This is a genomic window from Rhodospirillaceae bacterium (assembly GCA_018660465.1).
Classification (GTDB): domain Bacteria; phylum Pseudomonadota; class Alphaproteobacteria; order Rhodospirillales; family JABJKH01; genus JABJKH01.
The window spans coordinates 68,920-81,500 of record JABJKH010000007.1; the positions used below are offsets into that span (position 1 = coordinate 68,920).

The following is a 12,581-nucleotide window of genomic DNA, read 5'->3' on the forward strand; positions in this document are numbered from 1 at the left end:
AATTGTGGAGTGCCAGAATATGTTAGAGAAAACAGAGGTCGCGACGGAAATTCCTTTCGATGTGGATATCTCGACCGTTCGCGCGATGGCAAATGTATTACCGGGCTCCCTTCCGGTGGCTCTTAACGCGATCAGCGTTGCGTCCTCTATCCGCCCCAGAAAGCTTGTCGTTGCCGGCGGTGATGACACGCCAACACCAATGCCGCGCACGGCCTATCAGCTCGTCTATGGCGATGGCACTTTTGTTTTAGATTCAGGGCTCGATCTCCAAACTCATGAATCATTCGGAAAAGGGGCAGCAGAGCCCTACTATCCGGAAGAATACGCCAAGCTTCAAAAGGCGTTGGATCAGGCCAAAGGAATTTTCCTGAGCCACTATCACGGTGACCACGCAGGTGGCGTCATCATGTCGCCCAACTTTCCGGACCTCGCGAGAAAAACCATTATCTCCGCCGAAACGGCCCGGCTGTTGGTCGAAGAACCCCATCGCCCGCATTTGGCGATAACCGAAGACGACGTCAAAAACTTCATCGTCATCGACTACCCCGTGCATTATCCAATCGCCCCGGGTGTCGTCGTCCTAAAATCACCCGGCCACAGCCCAGATTCACAGATGGTCTACATCCGCATGGCAAGCGGTCAGGAATTCCTGCACGCTTTCGACGTCGCTTGGAACATGGACAACATCAACTTGATCAAAGGCAAAGCCGCCCCGTGGATCATCGAAGACGAACCGCCGATCATCGGACAACTCCGCTGGCTCAATGGCCTCCAGACAAGTCACCCCGAAATCAAACTCCTCGTCGCGCACGATGACCATTTGTTTGGTGAGTTTGAGGAGACAGGGGCGGTGGGGCTGAGTCTGCAAATCTAGGGGACGTTATGAATTACGCCGTGCTTAAAAACACCGATGCATTTCCACAAGATAAATTGGCTAAGAGAGAGTTTCTGCTCAAAGCGGTAGAAGATATAAAAGATACGCTTAGAGCTTCTGCTGAGAAAAGTGAAGAACTGTCCACCCTAGCACCCGAAGCGGTTAAAGCACTGAGGGAATCGGGCTTATTTCGGCTTAAAATGCCGACGGTACTTGGCGGTGCTGAAGCTGATCCTGTTACGGAAATGTTGGTCCTTGAAGAACTCGCATACCATGACTTCACCAGTGGTTGGTGCACCATGGTGGGAGCGACATCTGTCGCGTCACTCGGTGCATTTTTACCGCAATCTGGTGTCGATAAGGTCTTTAAAGACGGGCACATACCAACGGCATCAATATCCTTTTTCCCGGCCGGTGTGGCAGAAAAGACCGAAGGTGGATTTAATCTCAATGGCCGCTGGCGTTTTAACAGTGGGATTGGCCACGCGGAATGGTCTGTAGGCGCGGCAGTCATCGATGGCACGCAAAATAAAGAGGGACCGCCCCAAGTCATATTTTGCGCACTCCCCAAAGCTGACGTTACCTTGCATCATAATTGGGACGATGTTGTTGGTCTCAAGGGGACGGGTAGCATTGATTTTTCTGTCGAAAATTATTTTGTCCCCGATGATCTAACTTTTGTTTGGGATATGGAAGATCCGCAACCTGCTCGCGGCGGTGAGGCCTTCCACCTGCCGCCAATTTGTTATGCCGCGAAAGAACATGGCAGCGTCGCTATTGGCGTCGGGAGGCGCGTATTAGACGAACTGATCCATATCGCGACATCGACACGCGGGACCTTTCGGATGTCAAAGCTGGAGGAACGTCACGTCGTTCAGCGCATCATTGGTGAGGCCGATCTGAAACTTCGTTCGGCCCGGGCATTGCTTCATCAAAGCTATATGGAAATAGAAGCCAAGACATTGGAGGGTTGGCGCCCAGATGCCGCGGCTATTACCGAAGGGCGATCCATCGCTGTTTTATGCACTGACATCGCCATCGATATTGCGTCCAAGGCTTATCATTTTGCTGGTAATACAGCCTTACACCAGCCGCATATTATTGAACGCCTTTTTCGCGATATTCATACCGCTGGGCTTCATCAGGTCGTCAGTGACACGGCCTACGAAAACCAAGGCAAGATATTGCTTGGTTTACCGACCAATCCAATGGCCTAGGTTCCTGGATCACCGAAGACGGACGCGGTGGGGCTGAGATTATAAAATTAGCCAGTTTCAGCTAATCTGAATTCTGATCGCCTGTTCCGACTTGGCCGACATAGCTCGAGTCATGCACATAAAGGTTGCTCATTGCGTCGGCGACAAAGGCTTCGGTAATGATCGGGGCTATGCCCTCGTACTTACAAGCGGCGATAACCTGATCGACGATGAATTTGGGTTGATAGCAGGCGAGTGGCTTTTTCACCGTTTCTTGTAGCTCGCGTACCACATAGTCGAAAATTTCGTCGGTCAGTTGTAGACCTTGTTTGGCGGCGACGGCTGTAAATATTTGGCGAAAGGCGTCCTTGGATGGCTCATAGGTTTCCAACTTGTAGGGGATGCGGCGCAAGAACGCCGGGTCCATAAGATCTTCAGGCGCCAAATTGGTGGAAAAGATCAAAAGCTCATCAAAGGGAATGGTAAATGCTTTTCCCGAATGTAGGGTTAGGTTATCGATACGCGTTTGCAGCGGCACAATCCAGCGATTAAGAATTTCCTCGGGGCTAACTCTTTGGCGACCGAAATCATCGATGATAAACGTGCCATTGAGCGCCTTCATATGCAGGGGTGCCTCATAGAATTTGGCAAATTCATTGAATTTTAGGTCCAACATTTCCATCGTTAACTCGCCGCCTGTAACAACGACTGGGCGCTGACAGGCGACCCAGCGTTGGTCGCTTCTCTCGCGCCGCAACGATGGTCGTGAAGATTCCACTTTTTCAGCCTGTCCCACGGCCTTATGAACCGCAGGATCAAACACTTTGATAATATTGCCTTCGATCTCAATACAATGCGGGATGTAGACGACGCTCTCGAAGATAGCAGCAACCTTCTCCGCCACCGTCGTCTTGCCATTACCGGCGGGTCCGTAAATAAGAATGCTGTGGCCGGAGTTGATCGCAGGCCCCAAACGTTTGACGAAATTTTCAGGCACAATGATATCTGCGAACGCTTCTGCAATGTTCTCTTTGGATACCCATTCGCCGGCAATTTTTTGTGCAAGAACACGGGCCTGAAAATCTTCTAACGTGACAGGCGCTGGGCCAAAATACTGATTTTGATTACAAGCATCCAGAGCGACTTGCTGACCCTCTCGAGTCAATTGATAGCGGATAGAAGAGAGGGCACCAACACCCGTTGATCCAGCGGCATGGATCAATTTGCGATCAAGCATCTCTTGGGTTACGCCGTTGACGATGTTGGTCGACAACTTAATTGCCTGGGTAATTTGGCTGGCTTCCTCAAGATTCTCCAAGTACATGCCCTTGGCGATTAAATTAATGATGAATGCTAAATCGAGGCCTGTAGCATTAATGTCCGCAGGGCGGGGAGGGGCTTCAACGGCATTTTTAGGTGCTGTATTTTGAGGTGCTTGTTCCATCGAATGTTCCTCCCAAATAATTTAGTAAAAATTATTCTTATGCATCTTGGTGCCAGGATTAAGAATATCCGAACGTCTCAGGTTAGAGAACTAATAATTTTGCCCCCTACATCTCCAGCCCGACAGCCTCACCAGCCGCCTTTGCCATATCGACATCCTGTTCCCAGTCGCCACCGGAAACGCCGATGCCGCCGATGCATTCGCCGTCTACCATGATCGGGAAGCCGCCTTCCATGGCGGTCCAGCGGTCTGTCCCGGCGGCTAGGGAGAGGCCAATGGCATGAAGCGTGTCGAGGTCTTGGCCGACGGCCCCTTGGGTGGTTGTCATGCGCTTGTTCGACGACGCGCAGACGGCTTTGGTTGTTGAGGAATGAATGGTGTGGAATTTGCCGCCATCCATGCGTTCCAGGCAAATCATGTGCCCGCCCGCATCGACGATGGCGACGGTGGCCTTGATGCCAATTTCCTCGGCCTTGGCGATGGCAGCGGCGAGCATTTTTTTGGCACCTGCGGTGGTCAGGCGTTTGGTGTCTGCGAAGGGCATGGGAATTCCTCTGTAAAATTCGACTGAAATTGAGTTGGCGCAATCTAACGCCGGACACTCTCTCGTTCCAGGCAAAATTTCCAGTGCCAAACCGGCAATCATCCGTTAAGAATTGCCCAGCATTTTCAATCTCAACAACAAGTGGAAGCAACCATGACTAAAGCCATTCGTATTCATGAGCACGGCGGACCTGAGGTTTGCAGCTATGACGACATCGACGTCGGAGCCCCCGGAGAAGGCCAAGTCCGGCTGAAGCATACAGCCATCGGCGTGAACTACCTGGATATCTATCACCGTTCCGGTGCGCATAAGATCGATAACCTGCCGGTTCCTATTGGCATGGAAGGCGCTGGCGTTGTGACTGAAGTCGGCCCTGGCGTTGATGACCTGAAGGTCGGCGACCGGGTTTGCTATCACGCCCTCATGGGATCATACACGGAAGAACGCTTGGCCCCTGCGGCGCGCTTGATCCCGATCCCAGACGGCATTGACGATAAAATCGCCGCTTCCATGATGATGAAGGGCATGACGGCAGAATACCTAATCATGCGCTGCTATCCTGTAAAGTCAGGCGATACGGTTCTGGTCCATGCGGCAGCTGGTGGCGTTGGCACGATTATTTGTCAGTGGCTGAAGCACATTGGCGCGACGGTAATCGGTACTGTTAGTACTGATGCCAAAGTCAATCTGGCAAAGTCCCAAGGTTGCGACCATGTTATTGTCAGTTCAAAAGAAACCGTTTCTGAGCGGGTTAAAGAAATCACCGATGGTAAAGGTGTGCCGGTTGTCTATGACGGTATCGGCAAAGACACCTTCGATGACAGCTTGGACTGCCTGAGCCCGCGCGGCTACATGGTCAGCTTCGGCAATTCATCGGGGACTGTTGAGCCTGTGCGGTTGGCGAAACTTGTTTCTCATGGCTCGGCCTATCTGACCCGTCCGACCATCGCAACGTACTGCGCGTCTCGTGAAGATCTGTTGATGAGCGCCAATGCGTTATTCGATGTGGTTAAGGCAGGGCATGTGAAAATTCCAGCTCCGGTGGAATACGCGCTTTCTGATTGCGCCCAGTCACATACGGACTTGGAGTCACGGAAGACAACGGGATCGCTTATTCTGATCCCTTAAAGCGGGCTTATATCAAGGTCTTGGGCGAGAGCGCTCAAGGCCTTGGCAAGTTCCGGATGCACGGGGATACCGTTGGTCGAAAAATCATCATGCTTACCCTGACTGCTTTCACCTGGCAGCCGCACCTGATCAAACCCCGGCAATGTAGGTGAAGCTCTTAGAGACCGCGCAAGGTCATCGACTTGGCCCTTAAACTCATCCACATCTCCAAACGCCTTCAACGAGATCATGCAGATAAATTGCCCCGTATTGGTCAGGGATTCATCATCCGCGTTGAAATCAATAACGTCGTGGCCCATCGCGGCACCGTTTAAAGTCCCTGCTAAAAGTCCCAACACCAGCGCCATGCCATAGCCCTTATATTCACCAACAGGAATCAAGAAACCTTCGTTGGAGCGCTTGGGATCGGTCAGCGGCTGGCCTTGATTATCGACCATCCAACCCACGGGCATTTCCTCACCCCGTTGGGCCGCCGTTTTAACTTTGCCGTAGGCCGCAACAGTCGTCGCCATATCCAGCACGACGGGAGGTTCGGCCATCGCGGGTACAGCAATCGCAATCGGGTTCGTGCTTAGCAACATCTCCAGCCCGCCCCAAGGTGGTAGGTGGTTGGCGCTGCCGACGGCGGAATAAATCCCGATCATGTCGTGGGGCAACGCCATCCGCGCATAGACTGACGCCGTGCCTGCATGATTGCCCATCTTAACGCCAGCCCAGGCGACACCCATTTTCTCGGCTTTTTCAATTGCAACATCCGTCGCCCGCTTAACCGCCAGATGGCCAATGCAGTTATCGCCGTTCACCACTGCCGTGGAATTGGTTTCGTGCTCCAGCTGAATGTCAGGCGTGACGTTCATGCCCCCCGCCTTAATCCGGCGGATGTATTGTGGCAGACGAAAAACGCCGTGACCGCTTCCGCCTAAAAGGTCAATCTCAGTCATAATCTTAGCGACAGTTTTAGCATCGCTCCCTGAAACGCCGACGCTCTCAAACGCCCGCGCGATGAACGTGCTCAGTTGGTCGGCCGTAACTCGGGTCTGGGAGTCCGACATTGGCTAAAGCCCTTCGACCTTCAGGTCATCTGCCATGCCGTTTAGGACGGCTTTCAACTTGTCATGAATGGGAATCCCATTCGCAATCCGATCAAGATTACGCATGTGACTTTGCTCGCCCGGCAGCCGGATCGCTTCGAACCTCGGCATCAAGGGAGATGCTTTAATGGATCGGATCACGTCATCGACTTGGCGCTTGAAGCCTTCGACATCACCAAACGCTTCAATCGAAATAGCCGCAATGAATTGTCCCGTGTTGGGCGCGTTCTTGCCGGGATCTGTGAAGGCATCAACATTTTTACCGAATGCTGCCCCGTTCAGGGTCCCCGCAAGCAAGCCAATCATTAATGCCAAGCCATACCCTTTAGGTCCACCGATGGGCAGAACTGAGCCTTCTTTCATACGACTGGAATCGGTCAACGGTTTGCCGTCATTGCCAATCATCCATCCCTCTGGCATGGATTCACCGCGCTGAGCCTTCACCTGAATTTTCCCGGCTGATGATACAGTCGTTGCCATGTCCAAGACGATTGCCGGTTCTTCCAACCCTGGAACTGCAAAGGCAATGGGGTTGGTGCCGAGCAGCAAATCGGTTCCACCCCAAGGTGCCACGTGGTTGACCCCGGCGACGGCTGAGTAGATGCCGATCATGTCGTGTTCAAGCAACATTTTGGCCCATAACGACGCCGGTCCCGCATGGTTGCCGTGGTTGATACCAATCCAGCTCATGCCATTTTCTTTGGCTTTTTTAATCGCCAGCTTGGTCGCAAAGTTCATCGCCAAATGGCCGAGCCCATCATCGCCATGAACAACGGCTGTATTGCCGGATTCACGTTCGATGTGAATGTTGGGAGTCTTTGATGTCTTGCCGGCAAGAACCGCGCCGACATACATCTTCAAGCGAAAGATACCATGCGTATCAGAGCCTTCGAGATCAGATCGCGTCATCAGGTCCGCAACCAAATTAGCGTCGTCCCGAGGGATACCGGCCGCCACAAAGACACGCGATATAAAAGCCCTTAAAACATCCGGATCAAAGCGAGTGCCTTCGGTCATTAAGTTGTCTCCCTAAAATAACGCCTAGTTAAACAAGTCGATTAGGTTTTCAGGGAGCTTAATGACTTCGCCGGTCTTCGCAGACAGATCCATGGCCATGGTGAGCAATAGATTGCGGTTGCCGTCTGCTGCGGTCGCGTGAGGTGATTCGACACCCATGGAAATACGCGTGAACCAGTTGTTGGTTTCTTCGCGCATGGGGCCCCACAAGTTATTAGCGCTGCTCATATCACCTGCTGGATAGCTGGTCATAAATTCAACATGGCGGTCGGCTTCTGGTTTAAACCCGTCAGGCATATACCCACCCGGTTGTGGAACAGACGTTGCCATCACCATATCGCGGTGAGTGTCTTCAACATCGATCACACCCTTTTCACCAACGATACCGACCTGCAAGCCGTACACGGCACCCGGCCACACTGTCGGAAGCGCCCAACTGATGTTCATGCTAAAGATCGTTCCGTCATCCATGGTGAAGACGCTCAAGGTTGAATCCTTAGTGCCCCACTGGCTCAAGACTTTATCGACGGACTGCGCGTAAACCGATACAGGTTTCTTGCCTTCCATCAGCCACAGCGACATGTCCAAAGAGTGCGTACCGGAAACCACCATCGGAGTCAGGTTATGACGCTCGTTGGTCCGACGGATGGTCGCAATCGGCACCATGCGGTTCATAAAGGCACGGGTACAGACGGTCGTGACGTCACCGATTTGCCCCGTTACCAGCTTACCTTTAACCGCTTGGAAGCGACGGCGAAAACGGTTGGTATAGCCGATCACCGCATCGATATTATTTTCTTTGATCGCGTCATAGATTTTTTGAGATTCGTCCGGGTTTGTCGCCAAGGGTTTCTCGATGAACAAATCAGATCCCGTCGCTATTGACGCCATGACCGGGTCGACGTGCTTGTTCTCATCGGTGGCGATAATGATCGCGTTGACCTCGGGTCGATTGACCAGTTCGTTGAAATCAGCGGTAAAGAAGTCGGCTTCGGATTCTTCTGCGACACTTTTGCCAAGTTTCTCGTCAATATCGCAGACACCCAGCCATTTGATTGCGGGATAATCGCGGGCGAAGCGGGCCCGAATGCGACCGATGGTTCCACAGCCAATAATTGCCAATCCAATTTCTTTACCGGTATTGCTCATCTTGTATCCTTTGGTTTTAAACTAAAATTCCAGATGCCCTATCCCGCAACGGGGCCTTGGCGGCGGTAGTCATAATCGAAAACCACCAGTTTTAAAACCCATACCATGGCGAAATCCGATTCTCACGAATTGTTTAAGAGGGATTGGTTGAAAAACTGGAAATTGCTTGGTAAATTCTCGGCAATCAAATTAATACACGAGGAATAGCGCCATGGCTGAGCAACAGGCACCACTGCCTTATAACAATCCACGTTTCAAAGTGAAGCAGTATGACTTTGAAATTTTCCTAGGGCCTGCGGCGGGTGAAAAGGTTCAAGATTTCACTCTCACGGACCTAAATACGGGTGACGACGTCAAATTGTCTGATTTCGCCGGCAAATGGCTGGTGATTGAAACCGCGTCTTCGACCTGTTCGATGTACACCAAGAACATCGAAATTATGGAAGGGGTCGCCAAAGAATTCCCAGATGTGGAGTTTGTGTGTGTTTACGTTCGCGAAGCGCACCCTGGCGAACGCTTAGGGCCGCACAAGTCCATGGACGAGAAGAAAGCGGCAGCGAATTTACTGGCACCGCGTTATGGCGAATTCCGTCGCATTCTGGTTGATAATTTGGACGGTGATTTTCACAAAGCTTATGGTTCCATGCCAAATGTCTGCTACGTCATTCGGCCTGACGGCACAGTCCATTACCGCTGCAACTGGACGGCCCCGCATTTGTTGGCGGAAACTCTGAAGGATCGGGAGAACCTGCACACGGTCGAGAATGCGCCGATGTTGGAACTTCGCGCCAGCCGCAAGAAATACAACATGATCAGAACCATGTGGACCGGTGGTTTTGTTGCGTGGTGGGATTTCCTAAAAGGTGCGCCGCACGTTGTTGCCAAACACCATGCTGTGGATACCTATTATAATAAACACGGCAGATTTCAGAACACGCCGAGAAAAGAAGGCGATACTCCGGCGAGCGCTACTTAAGCTTACGAGATATCAATTCTAAAATTAAAGGGCTCGGTCTTTTTGACCGAGCCCTTTTTTAATTCTAGGCCTCAGCCTCTTTGCCTCGCTTAAATATCCCATCGTAGAAGGTATAGACCACAACGACGATCAAGATCACACCGATCCAGTGTTCCGCCACGACAGAGGTCCAGTCCTTGGTTTCGAATTTGCTGACGAATATCCGCAGCGAACGCCGGAAGTTTTCGTCGGCTAGTGGTCCTAGGATTAACGCCAGCACCATCGGGGCCAAAGGAAACCCAAACCGGTGCAAGACGTAGCCAATGATCCCGGCGACGAATGCCAAATAAACATGGAAATCATCTAACCCCACAGCAAACGCCGCGACAATACAGAGCGGAATGATCAGCGGCATCAAGAGTGTTCGGGGTAGGCTGAACAATTTGACGCACGGCTTCACCAGCGCAATCGCCATGCCGTACATCAGGAAGTTAGCAATGATTAGCCCGATATAGATGAAATAGATCAATCCTGGATTTTCTGTTTGAATGGTCGGGCCAACAACGACGTTTTTCATTTCCAAGGCGGCAAGAATGGCAGCAGCCGCCGCATTGCCGGGAATGCCCAGAGTCAGGGTTGGCAGCAAGGACCCGCCGACGTTGGCATTGTTCGCCACCTCAGCACACACGATGGCTTCGTAACTGCCCTTACCCCACTTGGCGCGTTCTTCGGGTGAGGCTTGGCGCTTGCCGATGTCGTAGGCCAAAAATGATGCAACGTTGGCACCTGCTCCCGGAATCGCCCCAATGATTGTGCCGACTAAACCCGATCTCACAGACGACCACGCATACTTCCGAAGCACATGGAATGGGGGAACAATCCGCCCGACATCCGACGGTATTGTATAGGGCGATGTTTGCGGTAGAACACATAAGACTTCAGCCAATCCGAACAACCCAATCAGGACCGGAATATAACTAATTCCGTCTTCTAGAATTTCAGTGCCGAAAGTATAACGCGGCACACCATCCAGACCTTCCAATCCAATGAACGCGAACAGAAGACCAAGCCAACCCGTGATCCAGCCCTTCATCGGCAATTCCCCCGCCGACATGGAACCGCAGACCGCGATCCCCCACATCGATAGCAGGAACATTTCCCAGGACTTGAACTGCAACGCGAGTGCCAGAAGAAGGGGAATGAAGGAGATCAGGAGTAGAATTCCAACCCAGTTACCCATGAAAGACGCAGCGATCGCGGTCCCCAGGGCAAGCCCGCCCTCGCCCTTCTTGGCCAAAGAATGTCCCTCAATCATGGTGGGGACGGCATCGGGTGTGCCGGGTATGTTAATAAGAACGGCGGAAATCGCACCGCCAAAGACGCTGCCTGTATACACCCCGATCATGAACATGATCGACGTATCTTGATCCATACCGGCGGCAAGGCCGATCAACAGAGCCATCGCCATCGTCGTCGATAGCCCCGGCATCGCGCCCCAAATAATGCCGAGGGTCACGCCTGCGAGGCAAATGAATAGCAAATACGGGCTCAGGGCATGAAGTATCATTTGTGTGGTCATCGTAAATTCCTACAACATGCCTGGCATGGGAATAGAAAACCCATGCACAAATATTGCCGTCAAAGCAAAGGTCCAACCGACGGCAACCAGAAGGCAATTCTTGAGGGATGATTTCCAAAAATACTTCAAAATTCCGGCTAAAAATATGACGGTATAAAGCTCAAAACTGCCCACCGCACGATGGAGACCGAATGCGTCAATTCTGAAAACAAAATTCAACTCCAATATAAAGAAGATATAAACACCGACGAGCGTAAATAGAATTACTGTCCGAACGTCCTCTTCGTTGGCGAAGAATGCATGGATTGCAGCGAAGAATTTGTCTTTAAACCCAACCTTCGCGCCCATCCGAATGGCCCGCCTGCCAAGGCCAATCGCCATGCCAAGCAAGGTAATCGCGGTTAAACCCGGTAATAGTCCGGCTGCGGTATAGGGCTTTTGGACAACCGGCATGATTGCGGCAAGAATCAACGCGCCAATCGCAAAGATACCAATGACGTACGCCGCACCTAAGTCCTTGGCCGGCGTCGTCCGTTCAGCAACGTCTTCTTCCCCACTGAAGTAAGCTTCTTGGGGTTGCTCTGAATTGGGTTCGTCTGAACTCATAAAGAAACTTCCATTTAAACAAAAACACCGGATGGGCTACACGATTAATGCAACCCATCCGGCATTGTTTTTTAGCCTTAGCTATACTGGCTTAGAGACCTTTGATTGGCTTATAGCCTTTCGGCGGCCACCACTTATCAAAGTCCTTAACAGCAGGCAGACCCAGTTCCTTCGCGGTTAAGACCTTTTTACCGATTTGGTCACGTACCGCCCAGAATGTCTGCGCCGTAATGGCTTCGACTTGCGCCGCGCGACGGTCAGCGACCGCACCCGTTTTGATATCGATTTCAAAGAACTTCCGCTTGGCAATCGCTGCAAACTTTTCAGAATGAACAGCTGCGATGAATGCCTTCTTGAACTTCTTCATCACCTCCATCGGTGCGCTCCGACGGATCGCGAAGTTATAAATTCCGCCAACCGGCAGAACTGGCTTCAGGCTTGGGACAATATCACCAATCGAACGGAGCTTAATGCCACCGCCTACATCCAACGTTTTCGCAGACGTTGTGTGCAAGTTGCGCAGTTTACCCGAACGAATGAATTCAACGTGCTCGTGCACGCCGCCACCGGTGATGTCGACTTCGCCTTGAAGACCCGCAAGCGTTGCAGGCTTGCCACCCTTATAGGGGATAAACTTCAACTTGATGCCAGCCGCTTGAGAAACGATCAGTGCAAGTTCTTGCCAAAGACCGCCGGTGCCCGACGTTGAAATCGTCACCTTGCCGGGATTCTTCTTGGCGAAAGCAATGACTTCCTCAGTCGTTTGGAACTTAGAGTCTTTACGAACCGACCAACTTGCGACCGAGTTAGCAGCCTGGAAATACTGCCAGTCCATCCAAGCCTTCGACTTCGAATGGCCCATAACCCGAACGAACTTATTGAAGTTTGAATAGCCCCCGATTTCTTAGACACCCGGTGACTTCCATTTTTGCTGTCGTTCGAACTCGATTGGCGACAGCATTCCATTGTTACCATGCTTTCTTTTTGGATTATAGAAA

12 protein-coding genes are annotated in these 12,581 nt (G+C 51.8%); 4 read left to right on the top strand and 8 right to left on the bottom strand.

Features of this window, described 5'->3' with window-relative positions:
• The first annotated feature begins 19 nt into the window (after positions 1–19).
• Entirely contained in the window at positions 20–874 is an 855-nt protein-coding gene (locus HOM51_01280; protein MBT5033126.1) for an MBL fold metallo-hydrolase, read from the top strand.
• 8 nt (positions 875–882) lie between these two features.
• A complete protein-coding gene (locus tag HOM51_01285) occupies positions 883–2,091 on the top strand; it encodes a hypothetical protein (GenBank protein MBT5033127.1) in 1,209 nt (402 codons plus the stop codon).
• Between the two features lie 61 nt (positions 2,092–2,152).
• Here the strand turns inward: HOM51_01285 and HOM51_01290 are convergent, their stop codons facing one another.
• Both HOM51_01290 and HOM51_01295 read right to left on the bottom strand, forming a co-directional pair.
• Positions 2,153–3,514, bottom strand: a complete 1,362-nt coding sequence (locus tag HOM51_01290; GenBank protein MBT5033128.1) for an AAA family ATPase — start codon at positions 3,512–3,514, stop codon at positions 2,153–2,155.
• Positions 3,515–3,620: 106 nt separating this feature from the next.
• Entirely contained in the window at positions 3,621–4,058 is a 438-nt protein-coding gene (locus tag HOM51_01295; GenBank protein ID MBT5033129.1) for a heme-binding protein, read from the bottom strand.
• Between the two features lie 153 nt (positions 4,059–4,211).
• Between HOM51_01295 and HOM51_01300 the strand changes: the two genes are divergently transcribed.
• Entirely contained in the window at positions 4,212–5,186 is a 975-nt protein-coding gene (locus HOM51_01300) for a quinone oxidoreductase (GenBank protein ID MBT5033130.1), read from the top strand.
• Here HOM51_01300 and HOM51_01305 read toward each other — a convergent pair.
• Genes HOM51_01305 through HOM51_01315 form a run of 3 tightly spaced genes read right to left on the bottom strand, consistent with a single transcriptional unit; the run spans position 5,183 to position 8,443 of the window.
• Positions 5,183–6,238, bottom strand: coding sequence for an Ldh family oxidoreductase (locus tag HOM51_01305; GenBank protein MBT5033131.1), 1,056 nt, complete (start codon positions 6,236–6,238; stop codon positions 5,183–5,185). The genes HOM51_01300 and HOM51_01305 overlap by 4 nt on opposite strands.
• Before the next feature lie 3 nt (positions 6,239–6,241).
• Positions 6,242–7,294 carry an Ldh family oxidoreductase gene (locus tag HOM51_01310; GenBank protein ID MBT5033132.1) on the bottom strand — a complete coding sequence of 351 codons (1,053 nt, stop codon included), beginning with the start codon at positions 7,292–7,294 and terminating at the stop codon, positions 6,242–6,244.
• Positions 7,295–7,318: 24 nt separating this feature from the next.
• Positions 7,319–8,443 carry a Gfo/Idh/MocA family oxidoreductase gene (locus HOM51_01315; protein MBT5033133.1) on the bottom strand — a complete coding sequence of 375 codons (1,125 nt, stop codon included), beginning with the start codon at positions 8,441–8,443 and terminating at the stop codon, positions 7,319–7,321.
• Between the two features lie 211 nt (positions 8,444–8,654).
• On the opposite strand from HOM51_01315, the gene HOM51_01320 reads away from it, so the two are divergent.
• Positions 8,655–9,419, top strand: a complete 765-nt coding sequence (locus tag HOM51_01320; GenBank protein ID MBT5033134.1) for a redoxin domain-containing protein — start codon at positions 8,655–8,657, stop codon at positions 9,417–9,419.
• Between the two features lie 64 nt (positions 9,420–9,483).
• Here the strand turns inward: HOM51_01320 and HOM51_01325 are convergent, their stop codons facing one another.
• The 3 genes from HOM51_01325 to HOM51_01335 all read right to left on the bottom strand — a co-directional run bounded on the left by HOM51_01325 (position 9,484) and on the right by HOM51_01335 (position 12,418).
• On the bottom strand, positions 9,484–10,977 hold the full coding sequence (locus HOM51_01325; GenBank protein ID MBT5033135.1) for a tripartite tricarboxylate transporter permease: 1,494 nt from the start codon (positions 10,975–10,977) through the stop codon (positions 9,484–9,486).
• Positions 10,978–10,986: 9 nt separating this feature from the next.
• Entirely contained in the window at positions 10,987–11,583 is a 597-nt protein-coding gene (locus HOM51_01330) for a hypothetical protein (protein MBT5033136.1), read from the bottom strand.
• 91 nt (positions 11,584–11,674) lie between these two features.
• Positions 11,675–12,418, bottom strand: a complete 744-nt coding sequence (locus HOM51_01335; GenBank protein MBT5033137.1) for a hypothetical protein — start codon at positions 12,416–12,418, stop codon at positions 11,675–11,677.
• Positions 12,419–12,581 lie beyond the last annotated feature (163 nt).